This window comes from Nonomuraea sp. NPDC002799 (assembly GCF_053592075.1).
In genome coordinates this window covers 61,276-83,148 of record NZ_JBSFVA010000008.1, presented here as the reverse complement: position 1 = coordinate 83,148, position 21,873 = coordinate 61,276, and the positions used below count along the sequence as shown (strand labels likewise).

Below are 21,873 nucleotides of genomic sequence, written 5' to 3'. Positions count from 1 at the left end.
ACGCTGACATGCGCGGACGTGGGCGGGCGGGCGCGATGCTGGCCCGCCCGCCCGGCCGCCCCTAAGGTGACGGGTGCCGCCCCACCCACGTACGTGAGAGGGACCCCCATGGCACCCCGCCACCTCCTCCGCCCGCTGCTGGTGCTCGCGCTCGCCACCGCCACGGCTCTGATCGTGGCCCCCGCGCGAGCGGACACCTATCGCACCGCGACGGCGTCAGGCTCGGGCCCCACCTGGTACGCAGGAGCGGCCAACGCCGAGGCCAACGCCCGCGCGGCGCTGAACCAGCAGGCGGCCCAGGCAGGCGAGACCTGCCCGAGCGTGTCGGCCTCCGCCACCCACGTCTACACGGCGCCGGACGGCTCGGCCTACGTCTTCCAGGCGACGGCGTCGGGCACCTGCGTGCCCCAGCCCCCGCCGCCGTCGTACACGGTCCCCCGCTCGGAGACCCGCCAGGCCGGCGGCGCGAACTCCACCATCGCCATCCAGAACGGCTCCCAGGCCGCCCGCGCGGCGATCCTCGCGGCCGGCGTCGCGTGCACCGGCTGGACCACCACGGCGGCGCTGGTCTGGTCGGCTCCCGGCAGCGTCTGGTACATCTACGACGTCACCGTCTCAGCCACCTGCACGAACTAGCCACCCTCGGTCAGAGGCCCGCCTCCACCGGCAAGAGTGGAAGATCGGCGGGTGAACCCGCGTCTGCCTGACCGCTGATCGTGTCGTCCGCGCCGACGCGTACACGGCGTGCCACGCGTGCGCGGCAGGGATGAGGCGGTGCAGAGGCCGAGGCCGTAGCGTCGTGGCATGCCCCGGCGCGTTCTCGAATGGTGGAACAGTCATCAGCGTCTGGCGGACGCCCTCCTCGCGGCGGCCGCCTGCGCGTACCTGCTGATCGAGGTGCCCTATCACGATCAGAGCATCGCGGAGCTCGACCGCGTCTCCGTCTGGTTCTGGGTGGATCTGCTGGCCTACGCGAGCGTCGCGTGGCGGCGGGCGCACCCGGTCGCGGTCTTCGCGCTGGTGTGGACACTCTGGCTGCTCTCCGGGCGCTGGGACGTCTGGACGGAGTGGAACGCCTCCTGGGCGGAGCTGAGCACGCCCACCGTGCTGATGTTCATGTCCTACACGGCGGGCCGGTGGTCGGCCTCCCGCCGGCCCGGGCTGTTCGTCGCCGGGACGCTGCTGCCGGCGGTGCTGGTGCTGATCCGCGACATCTTCGGCCCGTCCGCCCTGCCGCTCGCCCTGCCCGACATGTCCGTCGGTCTGCTGGTGACGTCGTTCGCCCTGTGCGCCGGGGCGTGGGGGCTGGGCAGGCTGCGCCGTTCGGAGGCCGAGGCGATCCGGCGGGGCGAGGAGAGCCGCGTGGAGGCCATGCTGGCGCAGGAGCGCGTGAGCATCGCGCGCGAGGTGCACGACATCGTGGCGCACAACGTGAGCGCAATGGTGATCCAGGCGGACGGCGCGTCCGCCGCGCTGCTCGATCGGGACCTGGACGCGACCGGCGAGGCCGTGGACGCCATCGGCGAGTCGGGCCGGGCCGCGCTGCGGGAGCTGCGCCTGCTGCTGGGCATCCTGCGGCAGGCGCCCATGGCGCCGCACCCCGGCATCGCTGCGATCAAGGATCTGGTTGAACGGCTGCCGATGGAGGTACGGTTACGCGTCGAAGGACAAGTCCGCGAGGTGCCGCCACCCGTGGGCCTGGCCGCCTACCGCATCGTGCAAGAAGCTCTGACCAACACGCTGAAGCATGCCGGAAAGGACGCCAGAGCCACCGTGTCACTTCACTACACAGCAAGCGGGCTGCACATCAGGCTGGTCGACGACGGAGGACCTCGCCGGACCGGCTCCACCACCCCGTTCGGCTCCACGGAAGGGTCCGCCACGCCGGATGGGCCCGGTCACGGGCTGGCCGGGATCCGCGAGCGGGCCACCGCTCTGGGCGGCACGGTGCGGATCACTCCGTCGGCGAACGGGTTCCAGATCGAGGCGACCTTACCGTGGACCTGATCCGCGTGCTGCTGGCCGACGACCAGCAACTGGTCCGCACGGGGGTGCGGCTCGTGCTCCGCCGTGAGCAGGGGATCGAAGTGGTCGGGGAGGCCGCGGACGGCGCGGAGATCGTGGCCCTGGCGGAGCAGGTGCCCGCCGACGTCGTGGTCATGGACGTGCGGATGCCGGGCATGGACGGCATCGAGGCGACCCGGCTCATCTGTGAGCGGGCCGCGCGGCCCCGGGTCCTCATCCTCACCACCTTCGACCTCGACGAGTACGTCTTCGCCGCGATCAAGGCCGGCGCGAGCGGATTCCTGCTCAAGGACAGCGGCCCGCGCTTCTTCACCGAGGCCGTCCGGGTCGTGCACAGCGGCGAAGTGATCATCGCGCCGTCCACCACCACACGGCTCATCTCCCATTTCCTGGCCCGCATGCCCGACGCGGGCAAGACGCCCGACCAGCGGGCCGCCCGGCTCAGCCGCCGTGAGAGAGAGGTGCTCGCCGCGATCGCCACCGGGTTGTCCAACATGGAGATCGCGACGCGCCTGTATCTGTCGGAGGGGACCGTGCGCACGCACGTGAGCCACATCCTCGCCAAACTCGGCCTGCGCGACCGGGTACAGGCGGTGGTCTTCGCCTACGAGAACGGACTCGTCGACGCCGGCTGACCCGGCATATGCGCCATTTTCCGCCGACAAGAATGGCCGGTCAGCAAAAACTCATGCATCATCCGACCGGCCCAGGGGAATAGCGAAAGAAAACATTCCTGCACCGCACCCGATCCGCTCTTGATGCGTTAGGGGCGCGTATCGGGAGGGATCCCCCATGACCAGCGGGCAGAACGCCTTGCCGACAAAAATTCAGCCGAGCAATATGAGCGTCATGTCGGAGGAACTCCCGAAAAAAAGCGGGCGGTCTTCGAAAAGCTCGCCCGCGACCTCATGCGAGTCCAGCTGAGGATCAGCGGCGCCGCCGGGATCGACCGCACCTTCCACGCCAAGGCGATCCTCGGCGTCGACAACGCCCGGCTGACCTTCCGCCCGGACCTGCCCGACGACCTGCGGACCGGCTTCGCCCAGCCCGGTGCCGACTACCCGGTCACCGTCCGGCTGTCCAACGCCGGCGGCGTCCGCCGGCCGGACTTCGTCCCCGACCGGCGCGGTGCGGCACTGCGCGTCCAGGTGGGGCCGGACCAGGCGCACGACCTGCTCATGGTGAACCATCCGGTGTCCCGCGCCAGGAACGCACGCGAGTACGTCAAGTTCGCCCAGGTCATGGCCGGTGCGAACACGCCCCTGCGCAGGAAGATCGCCCTGTACGTCAGGCTGCCGCTGGAGGTGGGCCGGTCCACCGCCGCGCGCATGCGGCGGATCTGCCGAGCGGAGACCGCCCGCGAGGTGAACAGCCTCGCCGTCGAAACGTACTGAAGCCAGGGTGCGATCCTGTGGGGTCCGGCCGGGCCGGTTCGTTACCGGCTCCGCCCGGCCGCGACCGCGCCTCCCGCGTACAAGCGCGATCCCGATCACCTCCGGCACGAGCTCGTCGCGCGGCTGGCCAGGGCGGACGTCGTCTTCGACCTGTGCGTGCAGCGCTACGCCGACGCCGAGCGCACCCCCATCGAGAACGGCAGCGCCGACTGGCGCGAGGAGGACGCGCCCGTGGTCACGGTGGCCACGCTGACGATCCCGCGCCAGTCGGGGGGCGTTCCCGCAGGGAACGCCCGTAAGCCTGGCGCCACTGTTCGGCTGCCTCCAGCATGGCGTGGCTGATGTGGTCGAAGAAGTCGCTGATGTCCCGGAGCCGGATTCCGGCGGGCGAGGTGGCGCCGAGCGTCGCTGCTCCTTGCTTGGCGAAGGTGGCCAGCAGCGTGTTCTGGCGGGCGCTGGCCATCCAGCCGCGGAACCAGGCATCGGCATCGATGACGTAGCGATCGCGCCGCCGGCGGGGATCTCGTTCGCGGCGGATCAGCTCTTGCCGTTCGAGTTCGCCGATGGCCTTGGAGATGGAGGCGGGGCTGACCTGCAGCTTGCGGGCGAGTTCGGCCGCGGTGAGGCTGCCGCTGTCGGTGAGGTAGAGGCTGGTGAGGACGCGGGCGGTCATCCGCGACAGCCCAGTGTTGATCATGACAGTGGTGAACTGCTCCTCCAGTGCGCCGACCGCCTTGGGGTCGCGTTGCCCCGGGGTCGGCGGACGCCTGCGGGCGCGGTCCCGGGTGGCCTGGTGCGCCTGGTCGGCCTGGTAACCGTCGGGGCCGCCGTTGCGGGCGACTTCGCGCGTGATGGTGGACAGCGGCCGGTTCAGACGAGCGGCGATCTCGGTCGGAGATAGCCCTTGGGTCAGTCCGTCGGCGATCTGCCGGCGGTCTTGGTGGGTCAGCCTGCCTCCGGGCATGGGCGACGCCTTCCTGGTCATACGCGGTCCGACAGGGCATTCTTGCATTCGCACCCACCTCATTGCAAGTTGCCTTGCTTGCATTCACCATCATCTTCATTGCAAGTTTCGCGAGAATTAGCAGTATGAAGGCATTTTTTGAATTGACACTTTAGTAAATGCAAGTTAGCTTTTCGACTATCGTGAACACAAGTCAGCGCCACCCGACGTGTGAGCCGGCAGAACGGGCACGCGCGGGCTGCGGGACGAACGGGTCCGAAGTCGCCTCCTAGGCCGTCGCCCCCAGGACGGCACCTCTCCAACCTCACCTCTCGAAGGGAATCGACGTGATCGCATCGAAGTCCGCCATGGCGGCGCTGCTCGTCACCGCGGCCCTGGCCGCCACCGCCCTGCCCGCCGCCGCATCGTCCGCTCCCGTACATCCCAAGGTGCAGCGAGTGCTCAACCAGACCGTGGCCGCCAAGCTCGCCCCTGGGATGGTCGCCGAGATCCGGGACGGCGGCCGCTCCTGGTTCGGCTCAGCGGGCGTGTCCGACACCGGAACCGGACGCCAGCGCCGGCAGAACGAGCGGTTCCGCATCGGCAGCGCCTCCAAGGCCTTCACCGCCACCGTGGTGCTCAAGCTCGCGGCCGAGGGAAAGCTGAGCCTCGACGACACCCTGGACAAGTGGCTGCCAGGCCTGTTCGACGGCAGCGCCTACCAGCCCGGCAAGATCACCATAAGGCAGCTGCTCAACCAGACCAGCGGCGTCTACGCCTACTCCGACGATGAGGAGTTCTTCGCCACGGGCGTCGGCGCCGAGTGGTTCAAGCACCGCTACGACACCTACACCCCGCAGCAACTGGTGAAGATCGCCCTGGCGCACCCGCCCACCGGCGAGCCGGGTCAGCGCTTCAAATACTCCAACACCAACTACATCCTCGCCGCGATGATCGTCGAGAAGGCGACAGGCAGGACGTTCGAACAGGAACTCATCCGGACCGTCATCCGCCCGCTGCGCCTGACCGGCACCTCCCTGCCCGGCACCGACTCCAAGATCCGCGGTCCGCACCCGGTGCACTACTCCACCCTGTTCTCCCGCGACCCCCAGCCCACGATCCACGACGCCACCCAGATGAACCAGTCCTTCGCCTGGGCCGCCGGCGGCGTCATCTCCACCACCACCGACCTCAACCGGTTCTTCAGCGCCCTGTTCGGCGGGCGCGTCCTGCCGGCCGCGCAGCTGCGCGAGATGCTCACCACCGTCTCCACCGAGGGGGCGAACTGGATCCCGGAAACGCGGTACGGCCTGGGCATCTTCGAACAGAAACTCCCCTGCGGAACCAGCGTCTGGGGCAACGCCGGTGCCACTTACGGCTCCTGGAGCTACTCCATGGGCACCCGCGACGGCAAGCACCGCCTCACCACCCAGGCCAACGGCGACTGGGCACCCCTGAGCGTCTTCACCGACGTGCTCGCCGCCGAGTTCTGCCCGGCCGCAAACGCCGGCTGAACTCGTCGGCATAACCACGAACACGGATCCGCCCACATCCACCACATGTCCTGACCGAGGCAGGCAGTGCGGAGCCATAGCTTCAACCGGCCCCTCACCACAGACAACACCCCGATCGGCGTAGGCGGCGCCTCACCACAGACAACACCTCGATCGGCGTAGGCGGCGCCGCACCGCAGGCAGAACCTCGGCCGGTGCAGGCGGCGCCGCACCGCAGGCAGAACCTCGGCCGGTGCAGGCGGCGCCTACGCCTCAGACGGTGACCCGGGGCGCAGGCAGCGGCACGATCTCCCGCTCGTAGTACGACTGGAAGTCCTCACCGGCGGAGTACAGCTTGTCCAGCTCACCACGGCAGGCCGCGATCACCTCGGGGTCATCGATCCGCCGGGCACCGCTGTGGGTCCCGAAGGCGTCGTACGTCACCTCGTACATCACCACCGAGCCGAGAATGACGAGCTCCGGCAGCCGCCGGCCGATCTCAAGGTCGGCCACCGCCTGCGCGTCGACGACCCGCACCTGCTCGGCCGCCGCGACGCGCAGCGCCAGGACGTGCATCTCCCACTGCAGGTAGGGCGTGATCGGCTGCTCGACGACGCGGATGCGCCGGCGCGTGAAGCTCTCGGCACGGCGTTCGCGCTCGCGCAGCGGACCCCGCTTGTCGTCGATCAGCCGCAACGAGCGAGCCCAGTCACCCTCCATCATCGCGACCCAGCTCGGCTCCCCGGCCTCACGGAAGCTCTGGATGCGTTCGAGCTTCCAGAACACGTCATCGATTTTCCGAAAGTTCGGCCAGAAATCGTCGAGATACCCGTCCGCACTCAGAGTTTCGCCCGAAATTTCATGAATGCGCTCAAGCATCTGAAATATCCTTTTTGGCCACGAGCAGCCTGCTCCGCGAAAAACGATTAGCGTTCATCGTGGCCGATGGATACATCCGACGGCAGTCGCTGCTCATACTCGCAGGTGAGTTCCCTGCCTATCACCGCGAAGTCCCGCTGTCGAGCCCCACCGGCAAAGGCACGCAGAATCGGCCTTCATGTCGCCGCACCCAAAGGCATATTTCCCCAATAACGGCACATTACCGCAGACTTATTCGCTCTCGGCAGCCATACCCAAGCGTCAGCAGGCTCCGCGCAAGCATCCGCTTCCCACAGCCGGCCCCTGCGTGCTCTGCCACCACTCGCAGCGACCGGCATCCTCGTTCGACCTGATACCTTGTCATGCAAGGTATCGGGTCGTACTGTGGTCACATGGCTGAGGACGCTGAGACGACGCCGGCATCGGCTTCGATCACCATCGCCCGCCTGCGTCGCGAGCTCGCGCGTGGCACGACCGAGCTGGCTGTGCTGTCCGTCCTCAGCAGTCGCCGCCGGTACGGCTATGAGCTGCTGAAAGTGCTGCGGCATACGGGAGAGGGCGTCCTGGAAGTGAAGGAGGGCACGCTCTATCCGCTGCTGCACCGGCTGGAGGATTCCGGGCACATCCTCGCGACCTGGGAGGCGGAAGGGCGTTCCAGGCCGCGCAAGTACTACGTCATCACGCCGGACGGCCGCACGTACCTCGCCCTGCTGCGTACCGAGTGGAGTGGGCTGGTCGATGCGATGCGACGGCTACTCGACACCCTTGGCGAGGTACAGGAATGAGCCATGAGCGACAGACCATCGACGACTACACGGAAAGGGTCGCGCGCCACCTGAGCGGCCCGGCCCGCGACAGGGCCAAAGCCGAGCTCGGCGAGCACTTGTCCGACGCCGCGGAAGCGGGAGAGTTAGCCGAGGCCTTGAGCCGCCTCGGCACTCCGCAAGCGGCTGCGGCCACCTTCGCCGAACTGGGCGCGGCACCACCCGCGCCCATGGGGGCGCGGTTCGCTGCCGCGCTGATCGACAACCTCCCGCTCGTCGGTGTCACGATCGCGCTGCTCGTGCAGGGGATCACTCGCACGGCCACGGGGGGAGGCGGGTTCACGCTGGCGTTCCCGCCTTTCGTGTACGCCAAGGTAGGCGACGGCTGCGTGTCCCTTGCCCCCCTGCAGTGCGCCACCGGCGCCTACGACCACGCCGGGCTGTTGTACGGCCTGGGCGTTCCGCTCGCTCTGACCTGGTCGATCGTCGGGCTGGGGTTGCTGGAGGCATGGACCGGCGTGACTCCGGGCAAACGCCTCATGCACTTACGCGTCGTGACCGAAGCCGGGCTGCGTATCCACCCGGCCGTCGGCGTGGTGCGGCGGCTCAGCCTGCTGGTGGGACCGTTCGCCTGGCTGGACTGGGCGCCGGTCCTGTGGGGTGACCGGCGGCGGGTGCTCGACCGCTTGACCGAGACCAAGGTCGTGAGCGCGAACCCGACTGGAGCGAGATGAACACGACCGCTGCCGTCCGCGTTCCGCCTCTCGTAGCGCTGGCCGTCGGCGTGGTGTTGTGGTTCGTCCCCACCTTCGTGCAGCGTGCCGTCTGGCTGCTCAGTGGCGATGACACGCTGAACTTCGACCTCGTCCTGGTCTCACGCTGGCTCGCCGCCGCGCTGCTGCTGGGCTTCGTGCTGGTGGTGGAGAAGCAGCCGCTGTCGTCCGTGGGGATATGCGCCCCTCGCTGGAAGGATGTCCTGGTCACCATCGGGCTGGCCGTTCTGGCACTGGTGGCCGGCGTCGTCCTGTACACCGTTCTCGTCAGCGGAGCCCCTGACCAGCAGTCACAGTCGACGCAGATCATGTCGAGGCTGTCGGTCGCCGAGAGCGTGCATCTGATCGTCAACGCGGCGGTCGTCGAGGAGCTCTTCTTTCGCGGTTTCCTCATCGAACGGGTCATCTCCCTCACTCAGCGGCCCTGGCTGGCCGCTCTGGTGTCCTACGTGATGTTCGTCGGCTCCCATGTGCCCGGCTCAGGTTGGGCCACGACGCTGAGCATGGTCGCCGTAGGGTCGGTGCTCTTCGTCGGTCTCTACTACCTGCGCCGCAACCTCCTGTTGTGCGTCGGCGCGCACGCCATCACCAACCTCCTCATCCTGGCCAACGCCATCGCCTGAGCCTGGGGTCACTTGGCGGTGAGCTTGTCGACGTCGGGGGCGTAGACGGTCATCCAGTGCGGGCGCAGCCGGTAGTAGACCACATCGTTGTCCCAGTCGAAGGCGGCGCTGCCGTAGAAGTCCTTGAAGTAGGCCAGCAGGTCTGGCCAGTCCGCCGCAGGCTCGCCGTCTTGGGGGTTGAGGATCTCCACAGTGCCGTGCGTGAACACGCCCAAGTCCTCGCCGCGCATGTGCGCGACGCTGGCGGCCGGGCGGGCGGCGAGGTGGCGGGCCTTGGCAGCGCTGCGCGCCGTGCCGAAGTGCCACTTGCCGTGCAGAAAATGCCCGTCCACGCCGCTGATCCGCGGCTCACCCTTCGCCGTCACCGTTGACACGGCGAGAGTGCACATGCCGGTGAGGACCTGGGTGAGCTGCTCCGCGGTCAGGGTGCGCTCGGTGAAGATCGAGCGGAGGTGCGAGGTGGAGCGGGAGAGGGAGGAGCTGAGGAGGCCCTGGAGCTCTTTGAGATCTTCTGGCGTTTCGCGCATTGAGGTCCTTATCTAGGCGTAGGTCCGGTTCACGTCCGCCATCGACGCCGGCCGGTGAGATCATGCTCGATCAAAAACCTGACACCTTATGTCGTATTTCTTCGCTCGGCCGTCATCAACCACGCAGGATGTATCAACGCCGGCCGCCGAGGCCCCAGCTCCATCCCGACCAGCCCCACCTCAGCCGCCGACCGCCGAGGCCCCCAGCTTCATCCTGACCAGCCCCACGGCCTCCTCCACAGCTGCCACGCCTTCCACGCCGAATGTTCCTTTCACGGCCCGGTTCGGCTTTCGTTCCTGCCGAACAGCGGCGGCCGCTCTACGGATCTCCTTGCCGCCGATTTCCGGGGAGTGGCCGGCCCCCGGTTGAGGAGATAGCTGCGCAACACCGGCTGCCACCGGTTGGCCGGCACCTCGTGCAGCGCGGCGACCGCGAGACAGTACTTGCTCACGCTCACAGGCCGCACCCCCATCCCACGCAGGACCTTGTCCACCACGGCCTTCCCATCGGCCGACTTCGACTCCAGCAGAATGCGATCGTGCCGGGCGAGCACGCTCGCTCTCCCGTCGCGGCACAGCAGTCCGGTGTCGCAGGTCAGCCGGGCCGCGCCGGAGCCGTCGATGAGCGTCACCCGTTTGTAGTCGGTCGCCAGCACCGGCCCCAGCGTCTCCGGCGCGATGAGGCGCAACTCGCCGAGCAGGGTGTCCCGCACGAAGTCCAGAGCCTCCCGAGTGAGCTGCCGCTCGGACGCGCCGTCGTACGGAATGCGGTGTTTGTCCGTGCAGCCCCGCGCACCGTTGAGTTTCAACTCCAGCCACCGCCCGCCACCGTCCAGATAGGTACGTGTGCGCACCTTGAACCTGCGCCGCCGATCCTGCCGATGCTGCCGGAAGGTGAGCAGGTCAGGTGTGTCGAAGTAAGTGGAGGTATAACGGAACTGCCGCCGCGCCCCGATCTGCAGCACGGAGAACCGCTCCCCCAACTCGGCCGCGAGCCGCGCCATGACCCCGGTCGTCACGATGTATTTGCTGTCGACCCGGCTCATCAACTCCGGCACCTCCTCCAGCCCGATCGGCGGCACCATCGCGGCGATCCCCGCAAGCAGCACCCCCGCATCCCTCCCCGCCATCACCACCCCTCACCCAACGCCCCCGCACCCCACCGACCCCGCGTAACCGCACCCCACCCACCCCGCGTAACCGCATCCCACTCGCTCAAAGCCCTCACACCCCAACCGCCCCGCATCTCACCCACCCGACGCCCTCGCACCCCGCATCACCGCACCCCGACCCGGGGATTGGGTGCCACGTAGCGGACATCCACCACGGTCACGTCGCGGACGTAGTCGACCTGGGTGACCACGCAATGCAGCACCCGCGCCCGCAACCGGCTCTCCAGATCCACCCGCAGCAGGTCAGGATCCGCGTGCACGACGTCCAGCGTGATGAGCTGGTGCCGGGTGCGACCGAGCAAACCCGGATGGTCGGCCACGTACATCACCGCCAGCAGCACCCCGTCCAGCAACAACGCGCTCAGCGGCCACGATCCGGCGATGCCGTTGACCAGCCCCAGGACGAGCGCGATGAAGTAGTAGGCGATCTCCTCCTGGGTGATCTCGCTGGACCGCAGCCGGATGATCGACAACACGCCGAACAGGCCGAAGCCGACGGCGATGTCCACCCGCTGGACCAGCAGCAGCGACACCACCGCGAAGATCCCCACGTTGAGCGCGACGTAGGCGAACAGCAGGTCGCGCCGATGGTGGCGCCGATAGTAGAGGCAGTAGGCGAGCATGACGATCGCCCCGAGGTCCATCACCAGTCCGGTTAGCACAACCACTCCCTCCGTGGTGCCGTCGATGACCAGCCTGAAGGCCGGCGGTGAGGCGACCGTGAGCTGATGATTAGGCGACTCTCATGCGATAACCGGTGCCCCGGACGGTCTCGATCCGGTCCGCGCCGATCTTGCGTCGCAGGTAGCGCACGTAGACGTCCACCACGTTGGACCCGGGGTCGAAGTCGAACCCCCACACGTGGCTGAGCAGTTGCTCCCGCGTCAGCACCTGGTCGGGATGCCGGCAGAAGATCTCCGCCAGCGCGAACTCCCTGGTCGACAGATCCACCGCCCGCTCGCCGACGTAAGCCCGCCTGGTGCGCAGGTCGAGCGAGAGATCCGACACCCGCAACATGGTCACCTCGGGTGTGCGGTCGGCCCGCAGCCGCAGCCGCACCCGCGCCAGCAGCTCCTCGAACGCGAAGGGCTTGGCGATGTAATCGTCGGCCCCGCCCTCCAGCCCCGCCACGGTGTCGGTGACGCTGTCGCGGGCGGTCAGGATGATGACCGGCATGGTGACCATGGACTCGCGCAGCCGCCGCAACACGGTGAACCCGTCGCTCAGCGGCAACCCGATGTCCAGGATGAGCAGGTCGAACCCGCCCGCCGAGGCCACGTCGTAAGCCGCGGCCCCGTCCCCGACCACGGCGGTCACGAAGCCGTTGGCCCGCAACCCCTTCTCCACGAAGGAGGCGATCCGGGCTTCGTCCTCGGCGATGAGAATGCGGTTCACCGCAGCCTCCACATCTCCCAGAACGGCAGGGTCATGACAAAGCGGGCCCCACCGCCCGCCGCCTCCGTCACTTTCACATTGCCCCCATGAGCCTCGGCGATGGATTTGACGATGGCCAATCCCAGACCGGCCCCGTCATGGGTCCCGGTACGGCCCGCGCCACGCACGAACCGCCCGAAGATGCGTTCTCGTTCGGCGGGCGCCACTCCGGGGCCGTTGTCGCGTACCCAGAACTCGACCCACCCGTCGCGCATGGACGAGCCGACGGCGATCAGGTCGTCGTCGTCGGTGTGGCGCACGGCGTTCGCGATGAGCTGCATGAGCGCCTGCGTGAGCCGGTGGCGGTCGGCCGGCAGCCGGGCCTCGGCCACCTCGTCGACCCGCCACCGCCGGTTGCCGAGCGCGCGCGCCTTGGCGACCACGCTCACCGTGAGGTCGGCCAGCTCGATGTTGTCGATCGTCAGGAAGCCCGGCTGCTCGGACTTGGCGAGGGTGAGGAGGTCGTCGACGATGCGGTTCATCCGGTCGAGCTCGTCGGTGACCAGGTCGAGGGTCTCCGCGCGGTCGATCGGATCGTCGCCCATGAGCTCCAGATGCCCGCGGATGACGGTGATCGGCGTGCGCAGCTCGTGGCCGGCGTCGTCCATGAAGTGCCGTTGCACGACGAAGGCCTGCTCCAGCCGGTCGAGCATGTGGTTGAACGTCGCGGCGAGCGTGGCCACGTCGTCGTCGCCGGGCACCTGGAGCCTGCGGGTCAGGTCGGTGGAGTCGCTGATCTGCTCCGCGGTCTGACTGATCAGCCGGACCGGCGCGAGCACCCGCCCCGCCACGAACCATCCGGCCGCCCCCGCCAGCGCCATCGCCGCCAGCGCGGACAGCCCGAGAATCCCCACCGCGTCCACGATCTCGCCGCGATGCAGGTCGTAGAAGATGGCCACGACCAGGTGACCTCTGCGCATATCACCTGCCACAGTGACCGGGATGACCGCATAATGGAACGTTCCAGACGTGCTCTCTCCGGCGCCGTGCGTCGGTGTGACGACCGTGGCCAGCCGCGCGACCAGCTCGTCGTCGGTGTCGAGCCGCGTCGGAGGCGGGATCGCGGTCCGCTTGTTGGCATGGCCGTCAACGATGCTGAAGAAGGTCTCCCACCGGTCAGGCGAGTTGACCGCCAGGTATCCAGTGAGTAACTCCTCCACATCGGTCACCATGCGCCCGGTATGCGGATCAAGCGCGGTCGCGGCGTACAGCCGCAACTTCTCCGCCTCGTTGCTGAGCTCCAGGCCCACCCGGTCGTCGAGCCGGGCGAGCAGAACCGTCCAGGTGGCGAAGACCGAGACCGACAGGGCGAGGCCGACGACGGCGAGCATCCAGCCCACGATCCGGGCACGGGCGCTCACGCGCCCGTGGCCGTCTGGTCAGTCATCGCCCTCACCGGCACCATCGTCGTCGTGCTCGCCATCGTCGCTGCCGCCCGGTCTGGGGGCCGGCGGTTTCACCGGCTCGGCCTTCGTCCTGCGCGGCGGCGGCGCCACGGTCTGCGCACGACCGGCAGGCGTGGCCCTGGGACTCTTCGCCGGCGTCTGCCGAGGGGTCTTCGGCGGCGTGGCCCGTGGCGCCGCCGCGCCCGTATCGCCCTCCCCCTCATCCGACGGGGGCCCGCCACCCCCGGACGGTCCGGCGTCAGACCCACCCGGCCCCGATGCCGGGGACAGGCTCGGCGCCGGCGCCGGCGTCGGTGTGGGAGACGCGGACCCGCCGACCATCAACGCGGGAGACGCGGACTCACCGCCCGTCGGCGCGACGACGACAGGTCCGCCCAGATCAGGCCCGTCATCGGAGGCCCGCACGAGCTCCATCGACATGCACCCCGCCGCGCCCGTCCCCAAGGCCAGGAGGAGGATCACCGCTGCCTGACGTTTCATGTGCTCGATCTTGACGCCCTTCGAGGAGACCATCCTGAAGCCCAGATGAGAAACCTTTCATCCGATCGAGCCCCGGCGCAGTAGAATCATGTTCGGTTTACCACTCGACCACCTCAGTTACCGGCCGACACCGCACACCGGCTGCTCAGCCCGGAGGTCACCAGCCACCCGGCTCACCACCGGCGGACCGGCCTCGACCAGGAGGGACACTCATGCGAGTGCGAGACAAGGTCGTCGTCGTCACGGGCGCAGCCAGCGGAATCGGCCGCGCGATGGCTCTCAGATTCGCCGCGGAAGGAGCGGCCGGGGTGGTCGTGGCCGACCTCGACGAGGCCGGAGCATCGGCCGTGGCCAAGGAGATCGGCGACCGCGCGGTCCCCGTACGGGTGGACGTGTCCGAAGCGCCACAGGTCGCGGCCCTGGCGGACACCCCGTTCGGCCCGGTGGACCTGTTCTGCTCGAACGCCGGCATCATCGGCGGCCACGGCCTGGACGCCTCCGACGAGGAGTGGAGCAGGTTGTACGCGGTCAACGTCCAGGCCCACGTGTACGCCGCCCGCGCCGTCATACCCTCCATGCTCTCCCGAGGCGGCGGCTACCTCCTCAACACCTGCTCCGCCGCCGGCCTGATCAGTTGCCCCGGTGACGCCCCCTATGCCGTCACCAAGGCGGCGGCGGTCGCGTTCGCCGAGTGGCTGGCCATCCACTACGCCTCCCAGGGCATCAAGGTGAGCGTGTTGTGCCCGCAGGGCGTACGGACGGCGATGCTGAAGCACGGCGAGGAGGAGCACAATCTCACGGCCCGCGCGGTGAGCGTCTCGGGCGCCATCCTCGATCCGGCCGACGTGGCCACCAAGGTCATAGAAGGTCTCGAAGCAGAGCGTTTCCACATCTTCCCCCACCCGGAGGTAGCGGAGTACGTACGCCGGAAGGCCGAGGACCCGGACCGCTGGCTAAGCGGAATGTCCAGCTTCGTCGACTCCCTCAGAGAAGCCTGACCAAGACAAAAGCACCAGCCTCGCCACCCCCGCCATCGGAGGCCGAAGTAATGACCACAGCACCAGCCCCAGCATCGTCAGCAGTCTCAGCAGCCCGCCGCGCCTGGCGTCGCCTGGAGCCGATCCACGGCATGATCTACTTCGTCCCCGAAGCCTCCCGCCGCTACACCGAGCTGGGCCTGGTCGGCATGTCCGGCTATTTCACCTCGCGCAGCGCCGCCTTCGGCCCCGCCTCCGCCGACTTGGTCATCGCCACGTTCTACAACTTCTGCCCGGCCCTCGTACGCGACTCACTCAAGGACGCCTGGACCACCGTCACCCCGGACCAGGTCCTCCAGGCCCGCTATGCGGCAGCCGACGAAGCCCTGCGCAGAGCGGCCATCCACGAGCTCCCCACCCTCGAAGAGACCCTGACCCTGGCCCGCCGCGCCGCCGAGTCAGCCTGCGAACACCCGCAGGGCCGCCCCCTCTTCGCCGCCCACGCCGCACTCCCCTGGCCGGACGACCCACTCCTCCAGCTCTGGCACGCCCAAACCCTACTCCGCGAGTTCCGCGGCGACGGCCACGTGGCCACCCTGCTCGCCGAGGGCGTAACCGGCCTCGAAGCCCTCATCCTCCACGCCGCCACCGGCGCGGTCCCCACCCCCTTCCTCAAGATCAGCCGCGCCTGGCCCGCAGCCGACTGGGCCACCGCCGAAGCCGGCCTCCAGGACCGCGGCCTCCTCGACGGCGACACCTTCACCCCGGAGGGCCAGGCCATGCGCCAGCACATCGAGGAACGCACCGACGCCCTGGCGATGCCGGCGTACACGGCACTGGGCGAGGACGGATGCGAGCGACTCGCCGACCTCGCCCGCCCGTTCGGCCGCCGGGTCGTCGACGCCGGCCTCCTCAACCTCAGCTAGTGCTGTATCGCGTCAGGTCGACCATCGTGCGCCACCGACCTGGTCCTAAGGCACCACCGCGAACAACCATGTGAAGAAGGTGTTGATCCAGTCGGCGATCGACTCAGGGGGCGCGTAGCCGAGGACGAGAACAGAGACGATGAGAACCGGAACGACGACGACGTAGCCGAGGATGAGCCCGGCCACCGCCATGCCATGCCCAGGCTTGAGGCCACGTTTGGTAGTCCGGCTGGCCACATGGCCGAAGACGATGGCCAGGATGGACGGGATGCCGAACAGGCACCAGCTGAGGAAGAGTCCGATGAGCCCGAAGATGAGGCTGGCGACGGCGGCGCCTGACGTCGGCTGCGGAGGCGGTTGCCGGCCATACTGCGGAGGCGGCTGGACAGGCTGCGAAGGGGTCAGAGGACGCTGCTCCTCGCCCCCGTAGGGAGAGTACATGCCGGCTCCGTCCCTGAATGAGCATCCAGCCGCCACGATCCCCCATTCCTCTTCGCCGATCAAGAGACCTGCCACGCCCGGCATCGGTCACCGCACTAAGCGGCATTCCAGAAGTTCCGCTTGTAACCGGCAGGTAGCCAGGGGCTGGTCCAGGGCGCCGCTGCGGTCAGCAACTGGCTCGGTGAGCGAGCCCGGAAGAAGGCGTGGATCTGTCTGAGACGGCCGGGCCAGCTGACGGCGGTATTGGCGATGAACGCCTTGAGCGCGGCCCAGATGCGCTCCACCGGGTTGTCGTGCGGGCTATAGCGCGCGCCGAACAGCACCTCCATGGTGGGGTGCTCGGCCAGGTAGGCGGTGACGGCTTTGGCATGGTGGATGCTGTCGTTGTCGCAGATCACCACGATCGCCGGAGCCGCCGGGGCGGCCAGGCGGATCTGTTCCAGCAGGGCGATGAAGTCGGCGGCGCAGCGGCGGCCCAGTCGATATACCCACTGGCCGCTGGTCATCTCCAGCGCGCCGAGCACCGTCACCTGCCGGTTCTTGCCGGGCGTGCCGATCTCGGGCCGGTGCGAGCGCAGGGTCCAGGTGGCGCGTACGTGCGGCAGCAGGTTGACATGGGTCTCATCGGTGGCCCACACCAGCGCGCCGCGCGGTAACTCCCGCAGCCGGGCGGTGATGGCGGCCACCGCTCGCCAGCGGTCCGGATCGCCGCGCGCCACCAGCCTGGGGCGCCGCCACACGGCCACGATGCGCAGCCGCCGGTACAGCGTGCGCGGGCTCAGCTTCGGCCGGCCCAGGTACTGCCACAACCGGGGCACCGTCCACGGCCCGGCCTGCTGGAGCAGCGCGGCGATCCGGGCGAGCAGGCGTGGCCCGCCGATCCGCGGCCGCCCGCAGCGGGGCCGATCGGCCAGACCCGCCGGCCCTTGCTGGTTGTACCGGCTGATCCACCGCCGCACCGTGCTCGCATCGCACTCCAGCAGCTCAGCGATCTGGGCCGCAGACAGTCCGTGCACCGACAACAAGACCATCGTCGCCCGCAGGGCCTGCCGCCACCGACCGCGCAGTTCCACGCGCAACTGCTCGATCGAGCCTTCGGGACCGTTGGCGAACACGCTGACCGGGCGCATACTGACCACGACCTCGCCGGGTGGGTGGGCGTTGTAGGCAACTTCGATCCAACCCCCGGCGAGGCCCCTGTCAATGCCCGTCCGCGCCCGCGATCTCACACCCCGTTACGCGCAGGATTTCTGGAATCCCGCTTAGCCGGCGGCGGCGCCTACCTCGGCATCCGACAGTGCCCGGTCCCAGACCGCCACGTCGGCGATGGTGCCCGGCCAGAAGTCCACGGGGCTGACGTAGGTGGCGCGTCCCAGGTAAAAGGGGCCGGACGCGGGACGTACCGGCTCGGTCAGGGTCTGGGCGCCGCCCAGGCGCCCGTCGACGTAGATCCGGATCTCGCCGGCCCGGCTCGGCGGGCGGTCATAGACCGCTGTGACCTGCGCCCACGTCTGGAGTCGCGCCTCGGTGCGGGCGACGACCCGTTCCGCGTCCACGCTGTTGGTCCCGTGTACGGAGAACGCCCAGAACGAGCCCTGAGCCGGGCAGAAGCGGTCCGGTTCCTTGGCCGCGGTGCACCGCAGGTGCTGAAGGGTGTAGGAGAACACGTCGTCGGTCGAGTCCTGGCTCAGCACGGCGGCGAAGTCGGACGTCTCCGGAAGCCGGTCGATGCGGGCACGGGCCGCGACGGTGAAGCTCCGCGTCGGGTCGACGACCGTCGCACCCTCGGTCGCGGCGTAGCCCTTGACCCCGTCGAAGAGCAGCGCGCCCTCCTCCCACCGGACGCCGGGCCGCAGCAGCAGCTTCGAGTCGCCGGCGGAGTCGGCCGCCTGCGCACCGGAGCCCTCGCCGAGCCGCCAGCGACTGCTCGGATCGAGCTCCGCCGCCACGTCGCCCGTAGCGGCGTACCGCATGATCACCACGGTGGAGGCGCCGAACACGACCAGCACGGCGGCGATGACCGCGATCAGCGGGCCCTTGCGCGCGCCGCGCGTCCTGGCCGGCGCGGTGGGCGGGGCGGCGGGCTGCTGGAGGGCGAGCCGCTGGATCTCCGGCTCGACCACGGTGCCGTGGCCGATCAGCAGTTGCAGCACCTGGAAGGAAGTCGGCCGCTCGGCGGGGTCCTTGACCAGACAACGTGCGAGTACGTCGCGCAGTGGGGGCGGCAACTCGCCCAGGTTCGGCTGCTCGCGCAGGATGCGATGGGCCACGGCGGCGAACGGCCCCTTGCCGAAGGGCGGCCGACCGGTCGCGGCGAAGACCACCGTCGCCGCCCAGGCGAACACGTCGGTGTAGGGGCCGGTGGGCTGCTCGTTGAACTGCTCGGGAGTCATGTACGGCGGCGTGCCGACGAGGGAGCTCGTCAGCTGGCCGTCGGACTCCAGCGCGCGGGCGATGCCGAAGTCGACCACGCGCGGCCCGTCCGGCCCGATCATGACGTTGGCCGGCTTGAAGTCCCGGTGCACCACCCGGGCGCTGTGGATGGCGGCCAGCGCGGTGATCGTGTAGGTGGCCAGCCGCTCCAGCGCGGTGCCGGTGAAGACGCCGTTGCGTTCGACCGCCGCCTGCAGCGACAGGCCGGGGACGTACTCGCTGACGATGTACGGGCGCTCGCCCAGGACGTCGGAGTCCAGGATCGCGGCGGTGTGGGCTTGGGGGACGCGGCGGGCGGCGTTCACCTCCCGCGCGAAGCGGGCGCGGGCCTGCGGCGTCGGCAACTCGCCGCCCCTGAGCACCTTGATCGCGACCGCCCGCCCGCCGGGGTCGCGGCCGAGGTAGACGACGCCCTGGCCGCCCATGCCGAGCCGTCCTTGGACGGCGTACTGGGCGATCTGCCGAGGGTCGTCGTGGTCAAGCGGACTGATGATGGTTTGGTCGATCATGGCACCTTTACTCGGGTCGCTGCGGGGGGTACCCGGATTGCCACTTCGGTGCCATTTTCGCAAACTGTGCCACTCGTGCGGGGCTGGATGGGAAAAGAGTCGAACGCGTTCAATCGGCGGTCGCCGTGGCCCCCGATCAGTGCACCAGCACGATCTTTCCGCGAGCGTGGCGGCTCTCGCTCAGCTCGTGCGCGGCCGCGGCCTCGGCGAGCGGGAACGCCGCCGCGACCGGCACCCGCAACCGGCCCTGCCCGGCAAGCTCGATCGCGATGCCGAGGCCGTGCAACGCCAGCGGGTCGGCGGCTCCCACCTTGTCGGCGGGCGCTCCATGCGACATATGTACACCGTGCGCCGCCGCGGCGAAGTCGGCGATCGTCACCACGCGCGCCGTGCCCCCGGCGATGGCGATCAGGTCCGGCAACGCCCCTCCGGCGCAGTCGAACACCGCGTCCACCCCGGCCGGCGCCAGCGCGCGGACCCGTTCGACCAGCCCCGTCCCGTACGTCGTCGGCTCCGCGCCCAGTGAACGCAGGAAGTCGTGGTTGCGCTCACTGGCCGTGCCGATGACGGTGGCACCACGGGCGGCCGCGAGCTGGACGGCGACCGTACCCACCCCACCGGCCGCGCCCTGCACCAGCACGGTGTGCCCGGCGCCGACCGCGAGCCGGTCGAGAACCCTGGTGGCCGTCTCGACGCTGCCGGCCGCGCCGCCCGCCTCCGCCCAGCTCCATGCGGCCGGTTTGGGCGCCCAGGCGGCCAGGACCGCGTAGTCGGCGTTGGCGCCGCGCGCGGTGGTGGCCGTCATGCCGAACACCTCGTCACCGACGCCGACGCCCGTCACCCCGTCGCCGACCTCGTCCACCACTCCGGCGGCATCGAACCCCGTCCGGTACGGGAACGTCGTGCGCACCACATCACGCAGCATCCCGGAGCGGATGTACGTCTCCCCCGCCGAGAACCCGGACGCCCGCACGGCGATGCGGATCTCCCCCGGTCCGGCGTGTGGCTCCTCGACCTCAGCGACATGCACCACGCTGGGCGGTCCGTACTCGGAAAACTGAACAGCTCTCATGCGTCGCACGGTAACGGAACACCCCGTCCGCTTGACTAAAGTGAGAGTGGTGACGGCCCAAGTGAGTCAGAAGCTGCGCTCGGACGCCCGTGACAACCGCGCGCGCATCCTCGCGGTCGCCCGCGTGGCCTTCGCCGCCGAGGGCCTCGACGTGCCGATGCGGGAGATCGCCCGGCGCGCGCAGGTGGGCGCCGCGACCGTCTACCGGCACTTCCCGACCAAGGAAGCACTGTTCGCCGAGGTCTTCGCCGAGCCGATGGCCACCTGCTCGGCGGTCGTGGAGGAGGGCCTGGCGGTGGCCGATCCGTGGCGCGGGTTCTGCCTGGTGGTCGAGAAGCTCATGGAGGTGCACGCCCTCGACCGGGGCTTCTCCCGCGCCTTCACCTCGCGCCTTCCCCCGGCGATCGACTACTTGACCGCCGACCGCGACCGCACGCTGCGCCTGCTGCTTCAGCTCGTACGACGGGCGAAGGAGACGGGCGACCTGCGGGCGGACTTCGTTCTGGAGGACTTCATCCTGGCGATGATGGCGAACGAGGGCATCCGCGCCGAGTCACCTGAGATGAGAGTGGCGGCCTCACGCCGCTTCGCAGCCCTGATGATCCAATCCTTCCGGGCGAACCCCGTCCCGGCACCACTCCCACCAGCCGTCCGACTCCCGCTCTCCGCTCGCTAGAACTACGGCGTCGGCCTTGGGAGGACTATCCAGCAAACCCCTCAAGAAGAAGGTCCCAGAGCCGCTTCGTATGAGCGTGTGGGAGCCATGCGGTCTCGTGCTGAGTCTCGTCTCCACTCGCCGAACGTACGGTCCGCCGAATGAACATGAGCCCACCAGCCAGGCAGAGCTCGAACACCACCGACTCACACTCGCACGTGTGAGCGCGTACCCGTACCCCGTGAGTGCGAGGAGTCGGAAGCCGCCAGACAAGGCGCTCGTACCCGTCCCGAAGCGGTACGGCATGGAGCCCATGCCAACCCAGGTCACCCACGCGAAGGCACCCCCGCAGGCAGAATCGAGGACTGGGCGCTCGTACTCCAGCACCATTCGCAGACCTTCTCCGACCACAGCGGAACGTCGCCTCTCGGCGCAGGATGGACCGCATCCACAGCCCCTGCCTCGCTGCCGTCGCAGGACAAGTCAGCCCACACGACGCGACCGCTTTCACCTCCCGCGACGCCCAATCGGCCGCAGAGAGCCGCCACGATGGCGAGCCCACGGCCTCCCTCAGACATCTCCTCTTGCTGCCCCACCCGCAGCACGGGCTCACCCGATCCTCCGGCGTCCTTCACCGCGACCCGAGCAGCGTCCCGGAACTGCCAGATTCCGACTGTGAAGTAGTCACCGGCTGACTTGGTGTGGAGGATCGCGTTGCTGGCCAACTCGGCAACACACGAGATCGCATCATCACGAACCGGACAGTCGGCCAGCAGAGCCGCAGCGAGCCGCCGGACGGCACGTAGCTGAGCTCGTTCGCCGGGGAATTCACAGCGCCATGCCATGCAGTTCAATCGCCCCACCCCTCAGTCACGGATGGCACCCGTCGCCACCCCACTGGCCGCTTCCGTTGTCACGCTGCGCAGCCGTTCCGATACTGACATGCA

At 69.2% G+C, this 21,873-nt stretch carries 23 protein-coding genes; 11 read left to right on the top strand and 12 right to left on the bottom strand.

The window, feature by feature from the left end; translation table 11 throughout:
* The first annotated feature begins 108 nt into the window (after positions 1–108).
* The 4 genes from ACWD0F_RS17405 to ACWD0F_RS17390 all read left to right on the top strand — a co-directional run bounded on the left by ACWD0F_RS17405 (position 109) and on the right by ACWD0F_RS17390 (position 3,419).
* Positions 109–636 (top strand): hypothetical protein, encoded by a 528-nt coding sequence (locus ACWD0F_RS17405; RefSeq protein WP_449876474.1) that lies wholly within the window; start codon positions 109–111, stop codon positions 634–636.
* Between the two features lie 168 nt (positions 637–804).
* Positions 805–2,007 carry a sensor histidine kinase gene (locus tag ACWD0F_RS17400; RefSeq protein WP_449876472.1) on the top strand — a complete coding sequence of 401 codons (1,203 nt, stop codon included), beginning with the start codon at positions 805–807 and terminating at the stop codon, positions 2,005–2,007.
* Entirely contained in the window at positions 1,998–2,660 is a 663-nt protein-coding gene (locus ACWD0F_RS17395; protein ID WP_449876470.1) for a response regulator, read from the top strand. The genes ACWD0F_RS17400 and ACWD0F_RS17395 overlap by 10 nt, the downstream gene beginning before the upstream one ends.
* A 273-nt stretch (positions 2,661–2,933) precedes the next feature.
* Entirely contained in the window at positions 2,934–3,419 is a 486-nt protein-coding gene (locus ACWD0F_RS17390) for a hypothetical protein (RefSeq protein ID WP_449876468.1), read from the top strand.
* Between the two features lie 235 nt (positions 3,420–3,654).
* On the opposite strand, the gene ACWD0F_RS17385 is transcribed toward ACWD0F_RS17390, so the two are convergent.
* Positions 3,655–4,383, bottom strand: coding sequence for a MarR family transcriptional regulator (locus ACWD0F_RS17385; protein WP_449876466.1), 729 nt, complete (start codon positions 4,381–4,383; stop codon positions 3,655–3,657).
* A gap of 326 nt (positions 4,384–4,709) precedes the next feature.
* Between ACWD0F_RS17385 and ACWD0F_RS17380 the strand changes: the two genes are divergently transcribed.
* Positions 4,710–5,876: a serine hydrolase domain-containing protein gene (locus tag ACWD0F_RS17380; protein WP_449876464.1), complete on the top strand. Its 1,167-nt coding sequence runs from the start codon at positions 4,710–4,712 to the stop codon at positions 5,874–5,876.
* A gap of 252 nt (positions 5,877–6,128) precedes the next feature.
* Here the strand turns inward: ACWD0F_RS17380 and ACWD0F_RS17375 are convergent, their stop codons facing one another.
* Positions 6,129–6,734, bottom strand: coding sequence for a DUF6879 family protein (locus ACWD0F_RS17375; RefSeq protein WP_449876463.1), 606 nt, complete (start codon positions 6,732–6,734; stop codon positions 6,129–6,131).
* A 392-nt stretch (positions 6,735–7,126) separates the two neighbouring features.
* Between ACWD0F_RS17375 and ACWD0F_RS17370 the strand changes: the two genes are divergently transcribed.
* The 3 genes from ACWD0F_RS17370 to ACWD0F_RS17360 are packed head-to-tail and all read left to right on the top strand — an operon-like array spanning position 7,127 to position 8,894.
* On the top strand, positions 7,127–7,519 hold the full coding sequence (locus ACWD0F_RS17370) for a PadR family transcriptional regulator (protein WP_449876462.1): 393 nt from the start codon (positions 7,127–7,129) through the stop codon (positions 7,517–7,519).
* Positions 7,516–8,232, top strand: coding sequence for an RDD family protein (locus ACWD0F_RS17365; RefSeq protein ID WP_449876461.1), 717 nt, complete (start codon positions 7,516–7,518; stop codon positions 8,230–8,232). Before ACWD0F_RS17370 ends, ACWD0F_RS17365 begins: the two co-directional genes overlap by 4 nt.
* The gene (locus ACWD0F_RS17360; RefSeq protein WP_449876459.1) at positions 8,229–8,894 is read left to right on the top strand and encodes a CPBP family glutamic-type intramembrane protease; all 666 of its coding nucleotides are present in this window, start codon (positions 8,229–8,231) and stop codon (positions 8,892–8,894) included. Before ACWD0F_RS17365 ends, ACWD0F_RS17360 begins: the two co-directional genes overlap by 4 nt.
* Before the next feature lie 8 nt (positions 8,895–8,902).
* On the opposite strand, the gene ACWD0F_RS17355 is transcribed toward ACWD0F_RS17360, so the two are convergent.
* The 5 genes from ACWD0F_RS17355 to ACWD0F_RS17335 all read right to left on the bottom strand — a co-directional run bounded on the left by ACWD0F_RS17355 (position 8,903) and on the right by ACWD0F_RS17335 (position 13,388).
* Entirely contained in the window at positions 8,903–9,421 is a 519-nt protein-coding gene (locus ACWD0F_RS17355) for a pyridoxamine 5'-phosphate oxidase family protein (RefSeq protein WP_449876457.1), read from the bottom strand.
* A gap of 272 nt (positions 9,422–9,693) precedes the next feature.
* Positions 9,694–10,551, bottom strand: a complete 858-nt coding sequence (locus ACWD0F_RS17350) for a polyphosphate polymerase domain-containing protein (RefSeq protein WP_449876455.1) — start codon at positions 10,549–10,551, stop codon at positions 9,694–9,696.
* 146 nt (positions 10,552–10,697) lie between these two features.
* Positions 10,698–11,255, bottom strand: a complete 558-nt coding sequence (locus tag ACWD0F_RS17345; RefSeq protein ID WP_449876453.1) for a DUF4956 domain-containing protein — start codon at positions 11,253–11,255, stop codon at positions 10,698–10,700.
* A 70-nt stretch (positions 11,256–11,325) separates the two neighbouring features.
* The gene (locus ACWD0F_RS17340; RefSeq protein WP_449876451.1) at positions 11,326–11,988 is read right to left on the bottom strand and encodes a response regulator transcription factor; all 663 of its coding nucleotides are present in this window, start codon (positions 11,986–11,988) and stop codon (positions 11,326–11,328) included.
* On the bottom strand, positions 11,985–13,388 hold the full coding sequence (locus ACWD0F_RS17335; protein WP_449876449.1) for an ATP-binding protein: 1,404 nt from the start codon (positions 13,386–13,388) through the stop codon (positions 11,985–11,987). The genes ACWD0F_RS17340 and ACWD0F_RS17335 overlap by 4 nt, the downstream gene beginning before the upstream one ends.
* A gap of 737 nt (positions 13,389–14,125) precedes the next feature.
* Between ACWD0F_RS17335 and ACWD0F_RS17330 the strand changes: the two genes are divergently transcribed.
* Entirely contained in the window at positions 14,126–14,911 is a 786-nt protein-coding gene (locus ACWD0F_RS17330) for an SDR family oxidoreductase (protein WP_449876447.1), read from the top strand.
* A 50-nt stretch (positions 14,912–14,961) separates the two neighbouring features.
* Positions 14,962–15,816 carry an SCO6745 family protein gene (locus ACWD0F_RS17325; RefSeq protein WP_449876445.1) on the top strand — a complete coding sequence of 285 codons (855 nt, stop codon included), beginning with the start codon at positions 14,962–14,964 and terminating at the stop codon, positions 15,814–15,816.
* 45 nt (positions 15,817–15,861) lie between these two features.
* Here the strand turns inward: ACWD0F_RS17325 and ACWD0F_RS17320 are convergent, their stop codons facing one another.
* The 4 genes from ACWD0F_RS17320 to ACWD0F_RS17305 all read right to left on the bottom strand — a co-directional run bounded on the left by ACWD0F_RS17320 (position 15,862) and on the right by ACWD0F_RS17305 (position 20,271).
* The gene (locus ACWD0F_RS17320; RefSeq protein ID WP_449876443.1) at positions 15,862–16,320 is read right to left on the bottom strand and encodes a DUF4190 domain-containing protein; all 459 of its coding nucleotides are present in this window, start codon (positions 16,318–16,320) and stop codon (positions 15,862–15,864) included.
* 32 nt (positions 16,321–16,352) lie between these two features.
* Entirely contained in the window at positions 16,353–17,387 is a 1,035-nt protein-coding gene (locus tag ACWD0F_RS17315; RefSeq protein ID WP_449876441.1) for an IS630 family transposase, read from the bottom strand.
* 132 nt (positions 17,388–17,519) lie between these two features.
* Complete coding sequence (locus ACWD0F_RS17310; RefSeq protein ID WP_449876439.1) at positions 17,520–19,199, bottom strand: protein kinase domain-containing protein; 1,680 nt, start codon at positions 19,197–19,199, stop codon at positions 17,520–17,522.
* A 136-nt stretch (positions 19,200–19,335) separates the two neighbouring features.
* Positions 19,336–20,271: an NADP-dependent oxidoreductase gene (locus ACWD0F_RS17305; RefSeq protein ID WP_449876438.1), complete on the bottom strand. Its 936-nt coding sequence runs from the start codon at positions 20,269–20,271 to the stop codon at positions 19,336–19,338.
* Between the two features lie 49 nt (positions 20,272–20,320).
* Between ACWD0F_RS17305 and ACWD0F_RS17300 the strand changes: the two genes are divergently transcribed.
* A complete protein-coding gene (locus ACWD0F_RS17300) occupies positions 20,321–20,947 on the top strand; it encodes a TetR/AcrR family transcriptional regulator (protein ID WP_449876436.1) in 627 nt (208 codons plus the stop codon).
* A 305-nt stretch (positions 20,948–21,252) separates the two neighbouring features.
* Here ACWD0F_RS17300 and ACWD0F_RS17295 read toward each other — a convergent pair whose 3' ends face one another.
* Positions 21,253–21,771 (bottom strand): ATP-binding protein, encoded by a 519-nt coding sequence (locus ACWD0F_RS17295; protein ID WP_449876832.1) that lies wholly within the window; start codon positions 21,769–21,771, stop codon positions 21,253–21,255.
* Positions 21,772–21,873: the final 102 nt, after the last annotated feature.